Annotated in this window: 18 protein-coding genes; 15 read left to right on the forward strand and 3 right to left on the reverse strand. The window is 61.9% G+C overall.

What is annotated here, in order from left to right:
- The first annotated feature begins 51 nt into the window (after positions 1-51).
- The 3 genes from JM946_RS31115 to JM946_RS28330 are packed head-to-tail and all read left to right on the forward strand — an operon-like array spanning position 52 to position 4,545.
- Positions 52-687 carry an RNA polymerase sigma factor gene (locus tag JM946_RS31115; RefSeq protein WP_203170821.1) on the forward strand — a complete coding sequence of 212 codons (636 nt, stop codon included), beginning with the start codon at positions 52-54 and terminating at the stop codon, positions 685-687.
- A gap of 45 nt (positions 688-732) precedes the next feature.
- The gene (locus JM946_RS28325) at positions 733-1,788 is read left to right on the forward strand and encodes a FecR family protein (protein WP_203170822.1); all 1,056 of its coding nucleotides are present in this window, start codon (positions 733-735) and stop codon (positions 1,786-1,788) included.
- Positions 1,789-1,815: 27 nt separating this feature from the next.
- Complete coding sequence (locus JM946_RS28330; protein ID WP_203170823.1) at positions 1,816-4,545, forward strand: TonB-dependent receptor; 2,730 nt, start codon at positions 1,816-1,818, stop codon at positions 4,543-4,545.
- A 62-nt stretch (positions 4,546-4,607) separates the two neighbouring features.
- Here the strand turns inward: JM946_RS28330 and JM946_RS28335 are convergent, their stop codons facing one another.
- The 3 genes from JM946_RS28335 to JM946_RS28345 all read right to left on the reverse strand — a co-directional run bounded on the left by JM946_RS28335 (position 4,608) and on the right by JM946_RS28345 (position 7,024).
- Positions 4,608-4,754, reverse strand: coding sequence for a hypothetical protein (locus JM946_RS28335; RefSeq protein WP_203170824.1), 147 nt, complete (start codon positions 4,752-4,754; stop codon positions 4,608-4,610).
- A 408-nt stretch (positions 4,755-5,162) separates the two neighbouring features.
- Positions 5,163-5,948, reverse strand: a complete 786-nt coding sequence (locus JM946_RS28340) for a LytR/AlgR family response regulator transcription factor (protein ID WP_203170825.1) — start codon at positions 5,946-5,948, stop codon at positions 5,163-5,165.
- Positions 5,945-7,024, reverse strand: coding sequence for a sensor histidine kinase (locus tag JM946_RS28345; RefSeq protein WP_230980058.1), 1,080 nt, complete (start codon positions 7,022-7,024; stop codon positions 5,945-5,947). Before JM946_RS28345 ends, JM946_RS28340 begins: the two co-directional genes overlap by 4 nt.
- A gap of 330 nt (positions 7,025-7,354) precedes the next feature.
- On the opposite strand from JM946_RS28345, the gene JM946_RS28350 reads away from it, so the two are divergent.
- The 12 genes from JM946_RS28350 to JM946_RS28405 all read left to right on the forward strand — a co-directional run bounded on the left by JM946_RS28350 (position 7,355) and on the right by JM946_RS28405 (position 21,886).
- Positions 7,355-8,338 carry an NAD(P)-dependent alcohol dehydrogenase gene (locus tag JM946_RS28350; RefSeq protein WP_407700613.1) on the forward strand — a complete coding sequence of 328 codons (984 nt, stop codon included), beginning with the start codon at positions 7,355-7,357 and terminating at the stop codon, positions 8,336-8,338.
- Between the two features lie 114 nt (positions 8,339-8,452).
- Entirely contained in the window at positions 8,453-11,860 is a 3,408-nt protein-coding gene (locus JM946_RS28355) for a TM0106 family RecB-like putative nuclease (RefSeq protein WP_203170827.1), read from the forward strand.
- Positions 11,861-11,930: 70 nt separating this feature from the next.
- Complete coding sequence (locus tag JM946_RS28360; protein ID WP_203170828.1) at positions 11,931-13,187, forward strand: Yip1 family protein; 1,257 nt, start codon at positions 11,931-11,933, stop codon at positions 13,185-13,187.
- A 408-nt stretch (positions 13,188-13,595) separates the two neighbouring features.
- The gene (locus JM946_RS28365; RefSeq protein WP_203170829.1) at positions 13,596-14,423 is read left to right on the forward strand and encodes a LuxR family transcriptional regulator; all 828 of its coding nucleotides are present in this window, start codon (positions 13,596-13,598) and stop codon (positions 14,421-14,423) included.
- Between the two features lie 108 nt (positions 14,424-14,531).
- Positions 14,532-15,164 carry an acyl-homoserine-lactone synthase gene (locus tag JM946_RS28370; protein ID WP_203170830.1) on the forward strand — a complete coding sequence of 211 codons (633 nt, stop codon included), beginning with the start codon at positions 14,532-14,534 and terminating at the stop codon, positions 15,162-15,164.
- Between the two features lie 3 nt (positions 15,165-15,167).
- A complete protein-coding gene (locus JM946_RS28375; RefSeq protein ID WP_203170831.1) occupies positions 15,168-16,106 on the forward strand; it encodes a phytanoyl-CoA dioxygenase family protein in 939 nt (312 codons plus the stop codon).
- 15 nt (positions 16,107-16,121) lie between these two features.
- The gene (locus JM946_RS28380) at positions 16,122-16,847 is read left to right on the forward strand and encodes a GntR family transcriptional regulator (protein WP_203170832.1); all 726 of its coding nucleotides are present in this window, start codon (positions 16,122-16,124) and stop codon (positions 16,845-16,847) included.
- 263 nt (positions 16,848-17,110) lie between these two features.
- A complete protein-coding gene (locus JM946_RS28385; RefSeq protein ID WP_203170833.1) occupies positions 17,111-17,728 on the forward strand; it encodes an RNA polymerase sigma factor in 618 nt (205 codons plus the stop codon).
- Positions 17,729-17,755: 27 nt separating this feature from the next.
- On the forward strand, positions 17,756-18,814 hold the full coding sequence (locus JM946_RS28390) for a FecR family protein (protein WP_203170834.1): 1,059 nt from the start codon (positions 17,756-17,758) through the stop codon (positions 18,812-18,814).
- Between the two features lie 121 nt (positions 18,815-18,935).
- Positions 18,936-19,940: a FecR family protein gene (locus JM946_RS28395; protein WP_203170835.1), complete on the forward strand. Its 1,005-nt coding sequence runs from the start codon at positions 18,936-18,938 to the stop codon at positions 19,938-19,940.
- 198 nt (positions 19,941-20,138) lie between these two features.
- Complete coding sequence (locus tag JM946_RS28400; protein WP_203170836.1) at positions 20,139-20,765, forward strand: RNA polymerase sigma factor; 627 nt, start codon at positions 20,139-20,141, stop codon at positions 20,763-20,765.
- Positions 20,762-21,886, forward strand: coding sequence for a FecR family protein (locus JM946_RS28405; RefSeq protein WP_203170837.1), 1,125 nt, complete (start codon positions 20,762-20,764; stop codon positions 21,884-21,886). The genes JM946_RS28400 and JM946_RS28405 overlap by 4 nt, the downstream gene beginning before the upstream one ends.
- Positions 21,887-21,943: the final 57 nt, after the last annotated feature.

Consider the following 21,943-nt stretch of genomic DNA (forward strand, 5'->3'; position numbering starts at 1 on the left):
TCGACGCATGGCAAAGGTGGTCGAACAAGGCACGTTGCTTCAGGAACGCTCGTGATCGATCGCCGGGGTTATGGGGAAATCGATGCGTTATCACAAACGCCCGGCGATGAGGCGCAGAGTGATGCCGCGTCTTCGGAATCGGACAGTGGCGCTGTCATTGGCGAAGCAGGTGCCGAGCCACGCGACAATCGGATCGCGCAGTGGTTTCGGGACTGGCGCAAGCCCGTGAGGCATTGGTTGTCCCGTCGGGCCTCCGTGCCCGCCGCCGAGCTCGACGATCTCGCGCAGGAAGTCTTCGTGAGGCTGCTTCGCTACAGCGGCAAGACCACGGTCGAGAATCCGCTCGGCTACTTGTTACGCATCGCAAGCAACGTCGCCAGTGAATGGCGCGAGCGGGCGCGGGTTTCCAAACCGCACGAGCAGGAATGGCTCGACGATCTGCTGATCGAGTCCGAGCAGGAGCCGGAAAACTCCGTCTGCCAGGCACGCACCGATGCGAACGTGCAATCCGAAGTCGACAAGCTGCCGTTCCGCCAGCGCCAGGTGCTGCTGCTGAGGGTGAACGAAGGCTTGACGTACAAGCAGATCGCCGAGCGCATGGAGCTGTCGCCGCGCGCCGTGCTTCGTGATCTGTCTCGGGCCTACAGCCAGCTGCGAATGCGACTGGATCCAGAAGACCTCAAGTGAATGGATCCACGCGGGGACGCTCTAATGACAACAGGACATGATCGGATGAGTATCGTGAGTCAGGAAGCCGCATATTGGTTGCTACGATTGAGGGATGACGCCGGCGCCATGCCGCTCGAGGACCGCCTGGAGTTCGCTCGCTGGATCAAACAGTCTCCAGAGAACGTGCGCGAACTCCTGCTCGCCCATCACATGGACGGCAGGCTGTCACGTCAGAAATTGTGCGATCAGAATACCAAGATCGACTCCACTGTGGTGCACGCCGACTTCGGCAGAGGCCTCTTTCAGTACGACTATCAGCCCTGTGCTTCAGTGAGCGACCAGGTGCCGCGGAAGCGGAAGCCGGTGTCCAAGCTGCGGGCATTGTTTGCTCGTGCGGCGATGGTTGCTATGGCGGTGCTGCTCCTGCTTATGCTTGTCAATCGCACGCCGGAAGGTGTGGTCGAAACAGCGGCCAGCCACCTGCAGCAAATGAGCATCGAGGACGGCAGCAGCATCCAGATGGATGCTCGCACTCGATTGAAGGTGGATTTGAAGCCAACCGAAAGAATCGTTCATCTGTATTCCGGGCAGGCGGTGTTCGAGGTCGTCAGCAATCGCAAGCGTCCGTTTATCGTAAGGACCGAGCTGGTCGACGTCACCGCTGTCGGCACCAAGTTCGGTGTGCGCGTCGACGATTCGGGTGTGACCGCCACCGTGCTGGAAGGTGTCGTCGAGGTCACGTCCCGCGATCCTCGCGACGGCGACATCGTCCGCCTGTATCCGGGAGAGAAGCTGCACATGCCGAAGTCGCGGGCGCCCCACTTGCTGTCCGAACGCTCGAAGGAGAGAGTGGACGCGCAACGTGAGTTCGAGTGGACGACCGGCTGGATCACTTTGCGGGATGTCGAGGTGGGCGAGATTGTCAGGGAGTTCAACCGCCGCCATAAAGTGCAGGTGAGCATCGGTGACCCAGACATCGCAGCGCGCACCATCGACTACGGGCGCATGAAGGTGACTTCGGTCGAGAGTTTCGAAGCGGTGATGAAGAGCCAACCGGGCATTCAGGTGACCAACGAAGGTTCGGTGATTACGCTGACGCAGCCCGGGCGCTCGGAATAAGCGGCAGTGACTTACAGGATGTGGCGAATGTCGGCGGCGGTGCTGGTCGCGCTGCTCTGCGCGTCCGGCATCTCTGTTGCCGACGAAGCCACACCGCCACAGATCTACACGTTCAACATCCCTCGCAGCTCGCTGGTCTCCGCGATCCAACAATTCTCCGAACAGACTGGCATCCAGGTCACCGCCAACTTCGGTTCTCCCGAAGAACAGGAGCAACCGGTTGAGGAGATCCTCGGCGACTTCGCCGCTCGGGACGCGCTGCAACGCTTGCTCGCCGGCACCAAGTTGACTGCCAAATGGGAGGGCAATGGCACGGTGCACATCTATCCTCGGAGCTCACCTCGTTCGTGGGATGGCGTGAATCGCGTTGTGGTCACCGGCAGCCGGCTCACGTGGGACGTGGAGGGGCCGGAGCCGGTGAGGGTCTATGACCGGGATGAAATCGATCGATATGGGGTGTCCAGCTTGCCAGGCCTTGCTGGTTACCTTACTCAGCAACCCTATTCTTTTGGCGAATGGGGTCAACAAAGTGGAGCACAACACTTTCAGATGCGGGGGCTGGGTGTGGACACGACACTGGTGCTCATCAACGGACGTCGAGCGCCGCCCAGTGCGACGAGTGTCACTCTGAATGCCTTTGACCTGAATACAATTCCACTCACAGCGGTTGACCGCATTGAAATCATGTCGGATTCCGCCTCGGCGATTTATGGAGCTGACGCGATCGGTGGGGTTGTGAATATCATCATGAAAAAGGATGTTCCGACGCCGGAAGTGTTTTTTCATTACGGAGACGCAGAGGGAGGCGCGCGGGAGCGCCGTGCGGCAACCTCCTTTGGTATTTCGGGCGAGCGATTCAAGTCCGCATTCACGATCGACTACCTCGAGCGCGGAATGCTCGTAGGCGCCGAGCGAGAGCTATGGAATAACCAGGACTTCACGCGATTTGGCGGAAGGGATTGGCGGGTGACTACTGCGAATCCGGGCAATGTATATTCGCTCACGGGCGACCTCCTGGGAACAGATGGAGAGCTTAGTCTCGATAGCTCTCGTCAGACCGTGTCCATTTTGCCGGACTTGGAGCGCCTGTCAGTGTTCGGCTCGGGGGAATCTTCGCTGGGCGACGGGGCGTCCTTATTTGGAGAGACTCTTATTGTCAGGAGTGATGTTGTTGCCCAAGGGCCTTCACCATTTATCTCGCAGCTGGTCGTCCCCGTGGACAACCCATACAATCCTTTTGGCCAGCCGGTCGTCGTGGATTACAAGCTCGCCGGAATGAAACCCCTATCCTATGTAACGGAATCAGAGCTCGAGAGATTCGTGCTTGGGGTGCGTGGTGGATTGCGGAGTTGGGATTGGGAGCTGGTTCTTACAAATAGCAATGAGCGTGTTGCCTCGGCGATCTACAACGAGGTGGATGTCACGAGGATTCAAGCCGCACTGGATTCGACTGACCCGCAGTCAGCCCTCAATCCTTTCAGAGTCGGTCCTGCTGGAAGTGTCGCCTTGTTGTCTTCGCTGGTGGGCGATCCTCAAGTCGCCGGTTCTCACTCGCGTGCAGTGCAAGTAGGAGGATTCTTGCGGGGTCAATTGTTCCGGACGCCCGGCGGTGTGAGCGAATTCGTCGTTGGAGGAGAGTGGCGGCGAGACTCGGTAGAGCTCGATGACAGCATCCATCTTGTGGAGCAGACGGACGAGATCGCCTCTGGATTCGTTGAGCTCAAGGTGCCACTGGTTGAAGGGGTATCGATCAAAGCAGCCTTGCGAGGAGACTACTACGATAACGCTATCGACTCGGTGAACCCGCAGTATGGCCTCGTTTGGCAACCGGCACAGGATTTGTTGGTGCGAGCCGCGTACGGCACGAGCTTCCGACCCCCATCGGCGCTCGAGCTGTTTTCACCAGGAACAGAGTTTTTTCGTCGACCTGTTGCTGATCCACGGCGCGGTGACTCCGTATCTCTCGTCGGTTGGGGCGTAGGCGGCAATCCGGACCTCGAGAATGTATCAGCTCGTTCTTTCACCAGCGGGGTCGTATATCGGCCGAATCGGCGGCCGGGTGTACAGTTGGGCGCTCACTACTGGCGAGTGGTGATGGACGATCGCATCGTCACTCCCAGGACTTCGGGGATTGAGAAGCTCGAAGAATTGGGCCGCGTGACGCGGTTTGCGCCGACTGAAGCCGATGCATTGGCGGGCTGGCCCGGAGCGATCCAGTCCGTCGACGGTTCCCTCGTGAACTACGGGCGACTGGAGACCAGCGGAGTCGATGTTGATCTGTCGTATCGAACAGCGAGCAAACGGGGACAACTACAGTTTGCGCTTTCCGCCACGTGGGTGGATGAATATGCCTCTCAGGACCTGGGTCCAGTGCAGCGATCAGATCGAGTGGGCATCGCGAGTTTGGACGGCACGATTCCAGAATGGCGCTTCGTAGGGTCGCTGATATGGGAAGGAAAAGCTTCGGGTGCATCCACCACAGCGACCTTCACGCCGAGCTATTGGGATGCTGACGCGAGCGGCGCTCTGAATCGGCGATTACCCTCACGTACGATCATCGATATGCAGGCCTGGGTAGAACCCGGCCGGCTCTACGAGTCAGAAGCTCTCGATGGATTGAGGCTGACTGTCGGGGCACTGAACTTGTTGAATGAAGCTGTGGACTTCGCCAACGTGGGCGGATCGCTCGGCCACGATATATCGCAAGGAGATCTAAGGCAGCGGTTCGCGTACTTGCGAATAACGAAGTCCTTCTAGTCTAGGGATCTGGCAGAGGGCCCATTCGCTCGGGCCCTCAGTTAGGTTATTTTACTTCAACATCAGATGCCGGCATAGGTCCACGAGACGTGGTTGTCCTTGATGTCATGGATCGGATGGGGTTGCTTCGTCTCGACCATCGCATCGCCCAAATCGATCATTTTCACGCCGTCGTCCTCAACCTCTCTCGCCGCGATATTCTCATTCATGACGTATACCTCAGAGCGGTTCAGACGTCCTCCTGCCAGCGGGTAACCTGCGCTTCCTAATGGTTAACGGCAATGCGATTTCCCCTGGGGATGAAAAACGTCGGTTAGGTGATCAGTAAGAGGGGTTAAGTTCAATTCATTGTCCGGTCAATGTGAGCAGAGACCGAGAGATCACAAGAACCTTGGTGCTTGGTTCGCCCTTGGTGGTCCGTAGCGGGCCTCATGGAAGAGGTCCGCTGCGTATCTTGCGAACGGAGCGCCGGAAAAAATGGGGTGCAGCCTCTCAGGGATGACGGGCTGCAAGCTCCGTTGCGGGCGGCCTGAGAATCTTCACGTTTGTGAGGACCTACCACTCGGTAGGATTTCTGCGGAAACGCCGAGTCTTAAATTCCATCGGCCAGCGGCGGGCTACATCTGTCGGAACAGGTGCAGATAAGTCCTGCTCACCGGCAGCACTTCGCTGCGGCCTTTGAGATGAAGCTCCGCGGTTTCGTTCGCGCCGCGAGTGACGTGATCGATCGCGTTGAGGTTCACGACCACGGAGCGATGAACCTGCGCGAAGCGTGAAGCATCCAACTGGCCGATGATGTCTTTGAGGGGCGTGCGGATCACGGCTTCGCGAGGCTGCTGTGCGTCGTCACGCCAGGCGACAACGGTGTACTTCTCATCGGAGCGGAGGAAGTCGATGTCCTCGACGGGAATCAAGCGCACGGTTTGCCCGATGGAGGCGCGGACCCAGCGCAGAGGAGAGGACGAAGGAGCGGGGCGCAGGCGGGCCGCGAGTTGTTCCAGCAGCTCTTCGGTGTTGAGCGCTGGTTGAGCTGCGCTAAGGCGCTCTTGCAGCCGGGCCACGGTATCGGCGAGGCGTCGGGGCTCGACGGGTTTCACCAGATAGTCGAGCACGCCCTGTGAGAATGCCTGGACCGCGTATTGATCGTAGGCCGTGACGAACACCAGATGAGCGCGACGACCGATGTGCTGGGCGACCTCGATGCCCGTGACGCCAGGCATGTGCACGTCGAGAAAACAGATCGCCGGATGCAGCGCTTCGAACTTATCGATGGCCTCGCGGCCATTGCGCGCTTGCGCGACCACGTGGAGCGCCGGCCATGCTTGCGCGAGCATGCGCTCCAGTGCGTCTCGCAGCAGCGGCTCGTCGTCGGCGATCAGGGCCGTAGGGCGCTGGGGGCTCATGCACGCCTCTCACGCGCGGGCAGATCGATCTCGGCGCACACGCCATGCGGCTCGACTTCCATCAGCCGTAGCTGAGCATCGCCGCCAAAGTTCAGTTGCAGTCGCTCGCGCAAGGTCGACAGGCCCGTGCCCAAGCCTTGACTGGTGGCGTGCAGACCGACGCCGGTGTCTCGCACGCGAATCAAACAACGATCATTGCGGTGAACGACTTCGATATCGATGCGGCCGCCTTCCTCGCTCGGATCGATGCCATGCCTCACTGCATTCTCGACCAGCGTGAGCAGCGTCATCGGCGGACACTGCAGGTTCCGCGCTGTTTGATCGACGTTCAAAGTGAACTGCAGGCGATCCGGCATGCGCATCTGCATGAGCTCCAGGTACGCATGCACCAGCTCTAGTTCATCGCCGAAGGTGGTGGTCGACTCGTGCAGACGTGGCACGGCGGCGCGCAGGTAGGCAACGAGGCTGGCCAGCACCTTGGAAGCTTGCGGCGATCCTGCATCGACCAGCGCTTGGATATTGGCCAGCGTATTGAACAGGAAATGAGGCTCGACCTGCGCTTGCAGCAGTCGCATGCGAGCATCGAGCGCCTGGCGTTCGAGCTCGCTCTTCTCGAGCTCAAACGCAAGCGCCTGCTCGCGCGCGAACGTGTCGCGCTGTTTCAACATCGCGCCGACGGCGATCCAGGGCGCGAACAGCAAACCGGTGACGGTGAGCATCGCGTAGCCCATCGTTCGCTTTTCTTCTGTGGCGATCCGGGTGTTGCCACCGGTGGTGAGCCAGTATGCGAATAGTGCGCTGAACGGAATGATGGCGGCCACGCCGATGACTTGCAGCGCCGAGCGGGAGAGCCATCGCGGCAGCCGTCGAGGCCACTGCTCGAACAGGCCGAAGACCAGCATGGCCGAAAACCCGACCAGCACCGCGCGTGACACGACGATGATGGTGGCCGTCTCACTGAGCAGGCCGAGGAACAGTCCAAACAGCACCGAGACGGTGAGCGTGAAGCGCAAGCGCCGCCACCCCAGCATCAACGCCAGGCCGTGCGGCTTCGAGGGCAATGCGGCGGCGGTCATGAGTGGACTATAGACGAATGCCGCGAGGCTGCCTGCGCGGCGGCCGACCAACGGACTCGCCCGGCCGTCTTTCGTCCGCCTGAAACGTGCCTGGGTGGCGATTCGCCGCGGTTCGTCGCATGCTTATCTCGTGCATGTGTGGGCTCGTCATAGTAGCGCCCGGTCCTTCAGGGCGCAGACATACAGGGAGTCCGAACCATGACGCTGACAAGAAAAATCCTGGTCATCGGTCTGGCGGTGATTGCCGTTGCGGTGACATCGCTGGCCGTTGCATTGAGCTACACGGCCCCTTGCCCGGCAGCGCAGACGCCTCCGGCCGGCGCCGACGGCATGAAGGCCATCATGCAGCGCTGTTATGGACCGCCGACGGTGCTCAAGCTGGAAACCATCGCCAGGCCGTCGCCAGAGCCCGATCAGATTCTCGTCAAGGTCCACGCCGCCGCGGTCAATCCGCTGGACTGGCATTCGGTGCGCGGCGAGCCCTACATCATGCGCTTGTCATCGGGCATCGGGACGCCGAGCGATGTGAGCGCGGGCGTGGATTTCGCAGGGACCGTCGAGGCGGTCGGCAGGGACGTGAGCCGATTCAAAGTCGGGGATGCGGTATTCGGCGCCCGCGGTGGCGCGCTCGCCGAATATGTCGTGGTTCGTGAAAGCAGGTCAGTCGTGCACAAGCCGGAGAATCTGTCGTTCGAGCAGGCGGCGGCCATGCCGATTGCGGCGATCACGGCGCTACAGGCGCTGAGAGACAAGGGCAAGCTTCAGCCCGGGCACAAGGTGTTGATCAACGGCGCATCTGGCGGCGTCGGTACGTTCGCAGTGCAGATTGCGAAAGCGCTTGGCGCGGAGGTCACGGGTGTTTGCAGCACACGGAACATCGAACTCGTGCGCTCGTTGGGCGCCGATCGCGTCATCGACTACACGCAACAGAATTTCACCGAAGGCGGCGAGCGCTACGACTTGATTCTGGACAATGTCGGCAATCATTCATTTCTGAAGGTGCGGCGCGTGCTGAAGCCTCGAGGCACGATCGTGATCGTCGGCGGACAGAGCGATGAGCCGTTTCTTGGGCCCATGGTCCAGTTCATTGAAGGCATGGCGGTCTCGCCGTTCATCAGCCAGGAGATCGTGGGCTTCATTGCGCACATGAACTCGAGCGATCTGCAGGCGCTCGCGAACCTGGCGCGCGAGGGCAAGCTGACGCCCGTGATCGATCGGCGCTATCCCCTGGATCAGGCAGCCGAGGCCATCGCGTATCTGGAGCAGGGGCGGGCGCGGGGCAAGGTGGTCGTGACGATGCTCGATCAACAGTGAGCCATCAAATATCAGGACCGGCGCGCGAGTATTTCGATCCCCGAGATTTTTCTGCGCGGGCGCGCAGTGTAGAGTTCACTGCGGTTCAAGTTGTGCCCGCTTCGAGAGAATCAATTGCTCAATCTCGGCCACGCGATTCAGCTCAGCGCGTCGGATCTGGTGGGCTACCTCAACTGCCATCACCTGACCCATCTCGACACGCTGGTCGCCACCGGCGCTCTGGCGAAGCCCCAGCTCTGGGACCCGTCGCTAGAGACGCTGTGGGAGAGAGGTGCGGCGCACGAGCGGGCTTATGTTGAACACCTGCGCGCACGAGGCTCGAATGTCGTTGCGATCGAAGGCATCGGCGTCGCCCCCGCGCAGGTTGAGCAGACGTTGGCGGCAATGCGCGCGGGCGCCGAAGTCATCGTCCAGGGCGCGTTTCTGCGAGGCTCGTGGAGCGGTCGAGCCGACGTGCTGATACGCGTGCCGCTGCCAAGCGCACTCGGCGACTGGTCTTATGAAGTCGTGGATACGAAGCTTGCGCGCGAGACCAAGGGCGGCACCGTGCTGCAGCTGTGCTTGTACTCGGATTTGCTCGCGACCGCTCAAGGTCGCCAGCCCGAGCAGATGCACGTGGTGATTCCGGGCTGCGGGTTCGAGCCGGTGAGCTACAGAGTCGCAGCCTACGCGGCTTACTATCGGCACGTGCGCACGGCGCTCGAGGACTCGCTGAAGACGCAGATCCCGGAAGCAACGTACCCGCATCCGAAGGAACATTGCGATATCTGTCGTTGGCGAAGTGAATGCGACGCCAGGCGTCGACGCGACGATCATCTGTGTTTGGTCGCGGGGATCTCGGCATCGCAGATCGGCGAGCTGAACCGGCACGACGTGAGGACGCTTGCGGATCTCGCGCGCTTGCCGCTGCCTATGCCGTGGAAGCCGGAGCGAGGCTTGCCGCAATCCTACGAACGAACTCGCGAGCAAGCGCGCGTTCAATGGGAAGCTCGGAAGGCGGGGAAGCCGATCTATGAAACGTTGCCGCTCGCCCCGCAGGTCGGGCTGCAAAGGCTGCCGCAGCCCTCGCCTGGAGATATCTTCCTGGACCTCGAAGCCGATCCCTTCGTGGGCGAGGAGGGCCTCGAGTTTCTGTTTGGCTATGTGACCGCGCATGCCAAGGACGCCGGCCGATATGTGGCTGAATGGGCTTTCTCGCGCAGCGAAGAGCGCGCGGCCTTCGAGCGCTTCGTGGATTTCGTCATGGCCCGCTGGGCGCAGCATCCGGGCATGCACATCTATCACTACGCGCCCTACGAGCCGAGTGCGTTGAAGCGCCTGATGGGCCGCTATGCCAGCCGCGAGAATGAAATCGATCGGATGTTGCGAGCGTCGTTGTTCGTGGATCTATACGCGATTGCAAGGCAGAGCATTCGCGCCAGTGTCGAAAGCTACTCCATCAAGAACCTCGAGCCGTTCTACGACTTCCAGCGTCATGTGCCGCTGGTCGAGGTGAGAAGTGCGCTGTCGAAGCTGCAGGCGCGCCTGGAGTTGAACGATGCCGCCGCGATCACCGAAGAGAGCAAGGAGACGGTGCTCCACTACAACCGTGATGACTGCCTCTCCGCGCAACGCCTGCGGGATTGGCTGGAGAAGATTCGCGGAGAATTGATTGCGGGAGGCGCAGCCATCCCGCGTCCCGAGGCGGGTGATCCCGAGCCCACGCCGGAGTTGGATGAACGCCAGCGCCAGGTCGCCGCGCTCATCGAGCGTCTCACAGCCGATGTGCCTGCTGACCGAAGTGAACGCACCGCTGAACAGCAGGCGCGTTGGATCCTTGCGTATTCGCTCGATTGGCATCGACGCGAATTGAAGTCCGCGTGGTGGGAGTTCTTCCGTCTCGCCGATCTCACCGCCGAGGACTTGCTGGAGGAGCGCTTCGGCATCGCGGGGCTCGAGTACGTGGGTGCGGTCGGCGGAACGGCGCGCGCACCCGTGCATCGCTATCGCTTTCCGCCGCAGGAGGTGGAATTGCGCGGTGGCGAGACGCTGCACCTGAGCGGCGAGCAGAGACTCGGAACGGTCGACGCCATTTCTTTTGAGGAGGGCGTCATCGATATCAAAAAGCGCGGTGACACCGCGTCAGTTCATCCGCAAGCGGCCTTTGCTCACGATCTGGTGCGCACCGATGTCATCGCGGATGCGCTGCTGCGACTTGGCGCGCACGTCGCAGAGAACGGCGTGGCGGGCGCCGGCGCCTACCAGGCTGCGCGGGATCTGTTGCTCAAGTTGCCGCCGCGTCTTGATGGCGAGCCGCTGCAGTTGCCGAACGAAACTGCAACGCAAGCCGCCGTACGAATCGCAACCAAGCTCGAAAGCGGTGTATTGCCGATTCAAGGCCCGCCGGGCGCAGGCAAAACATTCACTGCCGCGCAAATGATTTGCGCGTTGGTCAAAGCAGGCAAGACGGTGGGGGTCACCGCCAACAGTCACAAGGTGATCCGCAATCTGCTTGACAAGGTCGTGGAGCTTGCCCATCGAACCGGCATCGAGGTGCGATGTTTGCAAAAGGTGGCGGACAAAGCCGAGGACGTGCCCGGCATTCGCTTCGAGACTGATAACGACAAGACGCTCGCCGCCATCGGCTCGTGTCAGGTGGTGGCCGGGACTGCATGGCTCTGGTCTCGCCCGGAGGCTATCGCCGTCGTCGACACGCTGTTCGTCGATGAAGCTGCGCAGATGTCACTCGCCAACGTGCTCGCGGTCTCGCAGGCCTGCCGCGCCCTGGTGTTGTTGGGCGATCCACAGCAGCTCGAGCAGCCCATTCAGGGCAGCCATCCCGAGGGCACCGACGTTTCAGCGCTCCAGCATGTGCTCGATGGCGCGCCGACCATTGGCAAGTCCCAGGGTTTGTTCCTTGAAGAAACCTGGCGGCTGCATCCGGAGATCTGCTCGTTCACATCGGAGATGTTCTACGAAGGCAGGCTGCGCTGCCATGCCGGCCTCGGTGGACAACAGGTGCGATCCGAGGGGTGCATTCGCGGCGCCGGCCTGCGCTTCTTGCCAGTGCCGCATGAAGGCAATCAGAACTCGTCGATCGAGGAGGCGGAGGCGATCCAGCAACTGGTCGAGGGCACTCTGGCGTCGAAGGCCACATGGATCGATCGAGAGGGTCAGGTGCGTTCCGTGACGCTCGAGGACATTCTGATCATCGCGCCGTACAACTCGCAAGTCTTCGAGATCCAGCATCGCCTGCCGCACGCCCGCGTCGGCACGGTTGACAAGTTTCAGGGCCAGGAAGCCGCCATCGTGCTGTACTCCGTGACGACGTCCTCGCATACCGATGCGCCTCGCGGCATGGAGTTCCTGTACAGCTTGAATCGTCTCAACGTTGCCGTGTCGCGCGCCAAATGTTTGTGCGTGCTGGTCGCCGCGCCGGCCATTTTCGAGCCGGCCTGCACGACGCCGCGGCAAATGGCGCTCGCCAATGCGTATTGTCGTTATCGCGAGCTCGCGAATGCTCTACAGATCACAGAGCGTTAGGTCTTTCGGTCAGTAATATCCGCGCCCGGCATCTGGCATACATAGCCAGTCTACAAATCGGGAGGCTGCCTTGGACTTCAATAAACTGTTGGCTCGCGCCAAAGCCATTCTTCTCGCTCCGAAGCAGGAGTGGCCGGTGATCGCTGGAGAGCCGACCACCGTCGCGGACCTCTACAAGGGCTACATCATTCCGCTCGCCGCGATTCCGGCGATCTTCGGCTTTTTGCAGATGAGCGTGATCGGCATGTCCATGCCGTTCGCAGGCACGGTGCGCATCGGCATCGGCACGGGCCTGACCACGATGATCGTCGGCTATGCGCTGGCGCTGGTCATGGCCTATGTAATGGCATTGATCGTCGATGCGCTCGCGCCCACCTTCGGCGGTCAGAAGAGCAACATCCAGGCACTCAAAGTCGTCGCCTACGCGTACACGGCGAGCTGGCTCGCGGGCATCGCGCAGATCGTTCCGGGCCTGGGCATCCTGATCCTGCTGGCGGGCGGCCTCTACAGCATCTATCTGCTGTACCTCGGCTTGCCTCAGACCATGAAGTGCCCGCCCGAGAAGGCTGCGGGCTACACGGCGGTGGCCATCATCATCGCCATCGTGCTCGGCTTCGTGACTGCGGCGGTGGTCGGCAGCATCGCCGGCGTCGGCAGCATGATGGCCGGATCGAGCTACTCCAGCAGCGACGAGGATGTGCAGTTCGACGAGGACAGCCCGCTGGGCAAGATGCAGCAGTGGGGCAAGCAGATGGAGGAGGCCAACAAGAAGCTCGAAGCGGCTCAGCAGTCCGGCGATCAGGCCGCGCAGGAAGAGGCGCTGAAGGCGGTGTTTGGCGCGGCGATGAGCGGCGGTAGTGGCCAGGTCGAGTCGCTCGCGCCCGATCGTCTGAAAGCATTCGTGCCCGATCAGCTCGCAGGGCTGAAGCGCTCGAGCCTGTCGGCGGAGCGCAATGGCGCGATGGGTCTGCAGGTCTCCGAGGCCGCGGCGACCTACTCGGATGATTCCGGTCGCGAGATCAGGCTTGAAATCACCGACGCGGGCTCGGCCAAGGGCCTGCTGGGCCTCGCCGGCTGGGCCGGGGTGGAAGGCGAGAAAGAAGCGGACGGCCGTTTCGAGAAGACCTACCGCAAGAACGGTCGGCTGATCCACGAAGAATGGGACAGCAACGATTCCAGCGGTGAGTACACCGTGGTGCTCGCCGATCGGTTCACCGTCAAAGTCCAGGGATCGGCTGGCAGTGTCGGCGAGTTGCGCGCCGCGGCCGAGCAGGTGGACCTGGATGAGTTGGCCGAACTGCGCGACGAAGGCGTGAAGAATCAATAGCTAATACGCAACGCATGGCCAATGAGGGGCCATGCGTATATGGCTGCCAGCGCTCGACAGGGATGATCGGGCGCTGCACACCCGCGAGCCCGATGCCGCTCCGGCCAGCACCCTCACAAGCTCAGCGAAATCGACTAGACCGCCCATCTCATAAATTCATCCCTAGGCATTTTCCGAATTTGCCGTTCTTTCGCCGATGCATGACAGCGGGCTCTGGTAGTTTTTGCCGGCCCTGCATCGCTGTGTATTGGTCGGGATGCCGCAGTGCGAATTGCAACCGTGGCACCGGCGTTACAGGGAAATCAGCACGGCGCCGAGTGACGGCCCTCAACGGTACCAGCACTACCAGAGGACTGATCTCAAAGGACTTTCGGCGTCGGCCAGCGGGAATGGTTGAGGGATTCGGCCATGCATCAGTTCGAGGTGGCGCAGGGTTTCATAGAACAGTGTCAGGCGGGTCGCCCCGCCCAGGCGCTGGCGCGAGCCTTTCAGGCGGGCACCGAAGCGCTTGGCTTCCGTCATTTCGCGTGCTGCTCGCATGTGGATCCACTGCAGCCGCCTCGCCGGTCGGTGATGCTGCACTCCTACCCGAAGGAATGGGCGCAGCTGTTCAGCGAGGCGGAGTTCTTCGAAGTCGATCCGGTGCTGCTGCGGGCCAGCCGCTCGATGGTGCCGTTTGCCTGGAGCATGGCCGATTTCGACGAAGAGCTCAGCCCACCGCAGCAAGAGATATTTCATGAGGCGCGTCGCTATGGACTGACGCGCGGCTACACCGTACCGATTCATTCTGCGAACTCGCCTCGAGACTTCCGCGCCTCGTGCACGGTGGTGCCCGATTCGGATCGCTTGCCCAAGGCTGCGTACTTCGCGGTCCAGCTGATGGCGTTCTACATGTATGAGGCGGCGAGCAAGGCGGCGGCCGAGAAAGATCCGCCGCCGCTGCAGAAGCCGTTGAGCAAACGCGAGCGACAGTGTCTGGAGCTGGCCGCGCAAGGCAAGAGCGACTGGGTGTCCTCGAAGATTCTCGGGCTGAGCGAGCGCACGGTTCACAACCACGTCGAGAACGCCAAGCGCCGACTGCAAGTGGCGACGCGCGTTCAGGCAGTCGTGCATGCGCTTGCCGGACAACAGATTTCGCTGGGCGATGTGGTTCGTTGCGAGCCCTCGCCGTTGAGCTTCGAGTCGGCGCGCATGGCGCGCGTCGCCGCACGAGGGCGGAGCAAAACTGCGAACTAGTAGCACGAACGTCGACCCTCACGAGCCTGCTTGAGCCAATTGGCTCAGTGCCCGAGGGGGGTGAATTCGGTCATCTTCTCTCCAGCAATGTTTGTTTGGAGAGAGTCGATGATCTTGATCGTCAACGCGGAGAACCGTTCGCTGTTCGTCCCGGAGCTGATCGAAATGCATCGCCAGCGCAAGGTGGTCTTTGTCGACAAGCAGGGTTGGAACGTGCCGGTGATCGGCGACATGGAAGTGGATGACTACGATGCCGAGGACACGACTTATCTCATCGCCAAGGCCGACGGCGGCAGCGCCGAAGTGCTGGCCTCGGCGCGTCTGTTGCCGACCGTGCGTCCGCACCTCATGACCGATTTGTTTGCAAACGCCTGCGAGCGTCGCGCCCCGCGCGGGCCGCGCATCTGGGAGGTGTCGCGCTTCTGCGTGAGTCCGGCGATCGCAAGCCGTCGCAAACGCATCGAGCTGCTCTGGGAGACCGCCTGCGGCGTGATCGAAACCGCGCTGCTGTACGGTGTGCAGAAAGTCACATTCGTCGCCAACGCCGCCTTGTTGCCGCTCGCGCTCGAGTGCGGATGGAAGTGTGCGCGGCTTGGGCCGACGTTGCCGGATGGCGACGATGAGATCACCGCGGTGGTCGCGTCGATCACGCCGAACGGTTTGCGCGCCGTGCGTCGTCGGCTCGGCATCGATGCGCCGGTGACGCGCTTCGCTCTATCAACTGTAAAGATCGCGGCTTAACGTATGTCGCAGGCCATTGCCCCATTGCTCGACGCGAAAGGAATGTATCTGGATCAGCTGCGATCCAAAGGATATTTCATCGTCGAGCGGCTCGCCGCGCAGGCGCTGGTCGATCGTGTGACAGAGGAGCTCGAGCCCTGGTTTCACGCGACTCCAAATTGCCGCGGCGACTTTTACGGTTGGAACACCACGCGATTCGGCGCAGTGCTGTTGAAGTCGCGCGCAAGTCACGCTCTGGTGTTGAACGAGCTAATCCTTGCGATCATGGACGAGGTGCTCGGGCCGCACTGTGACTGGTATCAGCTCAACCTTTCTCAGGGCATTCGCATTCATCCCGGCGAGCGTCGCCAGGCGCCACATCGCGATGAGGAGATGTGGCCCTGCGCGAAAGGTCGAGCGGAATATCTGGTGAATGTGATGTGGGCGCTGTCGGATTACACCGCCGACAATGGCGCGACGCTGCTGTGGCCGCGCAGCCAGTTCGATTCGCTGTCGCGTGAGCTGAGCGAGGTCAACGCAGACATCGCAGAGATGCCGCGCGGCTCGGCGCTCGTCTATCTCGGCTCGGTGACGCATTGTGGCGGCGAGAATCGCAGCGCTGCGCCACGCACCGGTCTCATCTTCAGCTACAGCCTGGGATGGCTGAAGCAGTATGAGAACGCATTTCTGACCTATCCACCGCAGGTCGCGCGCGAGTTCCCCAAACCGATTCGCGACCTGCTCGGCTATCGCATTCACAGGCCGAATCTCGGCGGCTACGAGGGGCAGGATCCCGCGGTGCTGTTCGAGACGCAGTCACACACGCTGGCGGCGGTGGACGCCATTTCGCCGGAAGTGGCTGCGGAATTACAGGCGCATTATCGCAATCGTGCTGCTGGGGGAGGAACGGCGGGACAACAGGGTGAGACGACGGCGTCTCGAAGGGTTTCATCTTCAGGCTAACTAGGAGGGCGCACCATGCTCTCGGCGGATCCAAGCAAGCGAATCTTTGTGTTGAAACGTGACGAAACCAGCAGTCGCAAACCCAGCAGCGATCACGCTGTGGAAGGGATTTACGATCGAATCAAAGCGCTGTTGCTGGCGCATACGCTCGCGCCCGGACAGCTGCTGCAGATTGGCACGCTGGCGGAGGAGCTCGGCGTGAGCACCACACCAGTGCGTGAAGCGTTGACGAGGCTCGCAGCGGAGCGACTGATCGTGTTCGCGCCCAAGCGCGGCTTCTTCGCCAAGACCGCGTCTGAAGATGAGTTGCGCGGTCTGTACACGCTTAATCAGACACTGCTCGATTCCGCGATCCGGGAGTGGACCGCGGCTGCGCAGGCGGAGGAGGAGGCCAGGGCGCCCTCGAAGATCTTCGCGTCCATGCCGCTGTCAGACAAACCGGAGCAACTCACGCGCACGGTGGACGATCTGTTCGTGCGCATTGCAACGCGTTCAGGAATTGGCGAGCTGGCGGACATCGTTCGCAACTTCAACGATCGCTTGCATCACGCCCGCATGATCGAGGGCGAGATCATCGAAGATGCGGTCGAGGAGCTGTCGAACTTACGTCAACTGTATGGCGACAACGATCAGGAGCGGCTGCAGGCGGCATTACAGAAATATCATCAGCGACGTCGCGAAATGGTCTCCTCGATATGTAAAGAGCTGCTGTTTCGTCCCTTTCTTGCCGAAAACAAATAATGAAATGCGCGCTCCGGAGGCATTCTTCGCCTCCGGAGGGCTCGCCCGGCGAGCGCTCCCGGTCAGTACCTAATGACGGATGCCGCTGCCCGGATGCACACTGGTGTGCAGCGGGTGAGAAAAGCGGGTTCGGCCCGATTAGACTAATCGTGGTTTCGAGTTAGATTCTCCAAGGTTGGCCCCTTTGCACGGGAGTTGCGTGGCCGCGTCGCCAGGTCTCACCGGCGCGCCTGGGCCGCGTTGTGAAAACATAGGGACATATCGTGATCGATCGTCATAAGCACCTGGGCAGAGGGGATCGCGCGACGGCGACAGTGTCGCAGCTCGAGAATGCCGGGCAGGACGTCGAGCCCGCGCCGATGATGGATACACATGCGCGCAATGGCCGCGTCAGTGTGTGGTTCGGGCGCTGGCGCAAACCGATTCGCAGCTGGTTCTCGAGCAGGGCGTCGGTGCCGCGCGCCGAAGTCGACGATCTGGCGCAGGAGGTGTTCCTGCGCCTGCTGCGTTATAGCGACGATGTGGCGGTGGAGAATCCCCAGGGCTACCTGTTCAAGATCGCCGCCAACGTCGCCAACGAGTGGCGAGACCGCTCCCGCGTGCGTCAACCGCACGATCGCAGCTGGCTCGATGAGCTTCAGATCGATCCGTCCGATCAGCCGGACAACGCGATGTTTCAAAGCCGCGTCAGCAATCATTTGCAAAGCGCGGTCGATCAATTGCCGCAGCGACAGCGCGAAGTGCTGTTACTGCACGTCAACGAGGGTCTGACTTACAAGCAGATCGCCGATCGGCTCGGGGTCACCTACCGGATCGTCTTGCGAGACCTGACGCGTGCCTATGCCTCATTGCGCATGCAGTTGAAGGGCCAGGACCTCTAGGGAAGGGAGCCAGTGAGGGCAAGGGGCATGAAACACAGCAGCGACACCGAGATCGACGCGCAACTGAGCGAACAGGCGGCCGCCTGGTTCGTGCGGTTGGTCGCGAACGATCTGTCAGCGCGCGAGCGCCGCGAGTATCTCGCCTGGCTGAAAGCATCCGGCCGTCATGTCGAGGCGTTGCTCGACATCTATCGCTATCACGGCTATGGCCGCAAGGCCAAGCTGCACATGCGGGCCACGCCGAATCGCGACCCGGAGTCCAATATCATTCCGTTCACCCCGCGCGGCGTGACGGTGCATCCTCATTCGCTGCGCGAGACGCAGCGACCCCGTCGCGGTCGATTCCCGAAGATCGCGGCGTCGATCGCCGGTGTGATGTTCACGATCGTGGCGGCCTGGATCGTGAAGACGACCTACATCGACAACCGCATCACGACCGGGCCCGGACAGTGGGATCGCGAGCTGCTGTCCGACGGCAGCGTGCTGCGCATTGGTCCGAACACCAAGCTGCGCTGGGCGTTCGATGATTTCCAGCGCAGCATCGTGCTGAGTGAGGGCGAGGCTGTGTTCGAGGTGGCCAAGGATCCGCTGCGGCCATTCATCGTCAGTACGCACTTCGGCAACGTGCGCGCGGTGGGAACCGAGTTCGGCATCTCGCTGATGAACGGGTCGACCGCCGTCGTCACCGTCGCGCACGGCAAAGTGGCGGTGAGCAAGCCGCACGAAGGTCGTTTCGCGATCGAGCAAAAAGCGGATGCGGTCGCGGAGCTGGTGGCCGATCAGCAGATCGTGATGTCGCTGCAAGGCGCGGAGCCCATCAAAGAGGTGGACGCATCGCGCGAGTTGCAGTGGGCGACGGGATATTACGAGTTTCGTGGCGAGACGGTGGGCGAAGCCGTCGAGCAGTTCAATCGTCGCAACAAGCTGCAGGTGGTGATGGCGGATCCGGCCATCGGCAACATCGCGATGCCATTTACCACAGTGAAACTCGACGACCCGGAAACGTTCGTGGTGATGCTCGCCGCGCGCCCCGATGTTCAGGTCGCGTATGAAAACGCCAATGTGATCCGGCTGCTGCCCGAGTAGCGCTCGCAGCTGCGGAGTCCCCGTAGTCTTATGTTGAAACCCACAAGGATCGTGGGAGGCTTGTGTTCGGTCATTCTCTGTTGCGCGGTGACTCCCTCGGTGCAACTCAGCGGCCAGGAACATGAACGCGACCCCTCCGGGAACGGTGACGACGCAGGCCATCGAATGGCATCAGCGTCTGAAACAGGGTGAGATGGATGCGGCCACGCGCGCTCGATTCCGAGCATGGATGCGCTCGCCGGACCACGTCAAAGAGCTCGCGCATATTTGTTTGATCGACGCCTCGCTCGGCGGGATCAAGCGCGAAGGCCGGGCCTTGCCCAAGAATGTCATCGACTTCGGATCGTTTGCGCCGATGGCGCGCCCGCGCACAGCACCCTCCGCTCCACATCGGGCGCGCTTGAAGTCAAAGGTTGCGGCCGCCGCCAGCGTGCTGCTCGCGGTTGCGGTCGGCTCGTTGGCGGCCCTGCTGTCCGGCGATTCAGTCATCGTGACGCGCGAGGGTAGTTGGGACAAACGATTGCTGAATGACGGCACAGTGGTCTACGCGGGCCCGCGCACCAAGCTGCGTTTGCACTTTGACGAGCGCACTCGCGCGGTCGAGCTATTACGAGGCGAGGCGCTGTTCGAAGTGGCCAGGCAGCCCGGGCGGCCATTCGTCGTATCGACCAATGCGGGGCGAGTGCAGGCGCTGGGCTCGGCGTTCGCGGCCGCTGAAGCGGGCGATCAGGTGGTGGTCACGGTGATGAAAGGCAAGGTCGCGGTCACCGGCCATCACGGTGCGCAACCGATGGTGCCGCTCGGCGCGAACCAGCAGGTCGTGCTCTCGTCACGACGCGTGGGGGATCCTGTCACCGTGAACGCCGAAAGAGAACTCAAGTGGGTTCGTAACTGGTACGAGTACGATGGCGAGCAGGTCGGCGAAATCATCGCCGAGCTGAATCAGCGCCACGGCACCCAGATCGTCGTGGACGATCCGCAAGTGATGCCGTTGCGCATGAGCTCGCTGGCCTTCAGGCCGAGTCGGCCGGAAGAGTTCGTCGCCCAAATCAATCGCTGGTACGCCGATTATCCTCACAAGGCCGGCCGCCGCCGCGACGCCGTGCTGCACCTGCAGCGCTCCTAGTCCGCCGTCCGGCCGAACCGGGGTCGTTCACCACGGTTCAGGCCGATTCGACTTAATCCTGAGCTTGCGACTTCGATGCAATGCCGGAGGGATGAATCCCATCCCTGGCCCAGTCTTCTGTTCGAGGGGGGAAAGTTTTGTCTGTCTCAGACCATTGGCCCCTGCGATTGTTGCTAGGTAAGCGCTGAGTCACAAAGCTTGATCGATCGGCAGAAGCAGTCGCCAGACACCCATCGTTGGCGTTCATCCACGGAGGATGAACAGGGCGAGCAGGGGGTTTGTGGGCCTCCGGAAGCCGCCGCGCGCGCTCCACGACCCAATCGCGACGGCCGGCTGATCGAGTGGTTCGGCAAGTGGCGCAAGCCGATCCGCAGCTGGCTGCGCAATCGCGCCTCGGTGCCGCCGGGCGATATCGACGATCTGGCGCAGGAAGTGTTCCTGCGCCTGCTGCGCTATAGCGACGACATCGCCGTCGACAATCCGCAAGGTTATTTGTTCAGAATCGCCGCCAATGTCGCCAACGAGTGGCGCGAGCGCTCCAGGGTACGCAAGCCGCACGACGACAGCTGGCTGGAGGAGTTGCAGATCGAAGCCGGGGACGAACCGGAGAACGCTTTTGCCAAGACGCGCGCCAACGAATATGTGCAGGCCGCGGTCGACCGCCTGCCGCCGCGGCAGCGCGAGGTTCTGTTGTTACATGTCAATGAGGGCCTGACTTACAAGCAGATCGCTCAGCAACGGGGGCTGACCTATCGCATTGTGTTGCGAGACCTCACACGTGCCTACAGCGCATTGCGCATGCAATTGCGGCTGGAGGACCTGTGACCACTTCCAGGGAAGACGAGGACGAGGGCATGAATGGATTTCTGCACGAGGGCGACCCACAACGGCGCGCCACGCACGAGTTGAGCAATGAAGCGGCCGAATGGTTCGTATTGCTGCGTGATGATCGGTTGGGCCTGCGCCACCGCCAGCGCAACGTCCGCTGGCTGAAACAATCGCCGGACCACATCGCGGAATTGCTCCGCATCCAGCAGGTCTACAAGGTGCTGCGCGCGGCCAAGCTGGAGGACCGGGAGCCACGCACTTCGCGATTGGACGACGAACCCGAATCGAATGTGATCGAGCTGGCGCGGCGCCTGCCGCCGACGCCGCCGGAGCTGCCCCGATTGCGGCCGCGCCGTCGGCCGTGGCGCGCGGTCGCGGCAGTGGGTTGCCTCGCGATCTGCATGCTCCTGGCGTTTGTGGTCAAGGGCGCGTGGCTGGATCGAACCATCGAGACCGAGTTGGGCGAATGGCGCACGGCCACGCTGAAAGACGGCACGCAGGTGCGTCTGGGGCCCGGCTCGCTGTTGCGCGTGGCGTTCAACGATGAGCGCCGGATAGTCCGCCTGGTACGCGGCGAGGCGATGTTCGATGTCGCCGAGGGCTCGCGTCCATTCTTCGTTCAGTCCGAGATGATCGGCGTGCTGGCGACGGGCACCCAGTTCCGTGTATCGCGCCGAGGCGGCGAGGACGTGGTCGCGGTCACCGAGGGCAGCGTCTCGATCTATCGCGATGATGGTGAGCCGGTGCTGGGCTCGGTCGTCCGGCAAGCTCGGGCCAACACCGAAGTGCCGCTAGCGGCCGGAGAGCAGGTGTCGGTCACGAGCTCGCACGCGGTCGTAAAGCAAAAGATCAATGTCGATTACGAGCAGGCGTGGGCCGATGGCTGGCTGGTGTACGAGGACAAGACCATTGCCGAAGTCGCCAGCGAGTTCAATCGTCGCAACCGGACCAAGATCGTGGTGGCGGAGCCCGCCATCGCCGAGCGCCAGCTGGCCTTCTTCCGGGGCATCGCCACCGACCCTGAATCGTTTGTCGCCGCCATCTCTCGCAGCTCGGATATCGCCGTGGTCCGCGGCGGGCCGAATGTGCTGCGGATTGAACTCAGTCCACAGAGCTGATTCACAGAGCTCACAGTCCACCCAAGCCCGCCTGAATCCGAACTCGCCCCGACACCG

This window comes from Steroidobacter gossypii (genome assembly GCF_016801985.1).
Classification (GTDB): domain Bacteria; phylum Pseudomonadota; class Gammaproteobacteria; order Steroidobacterales; family Steroidobacteraceae; genus Steroidobacter; species Steroidobacter gossypii.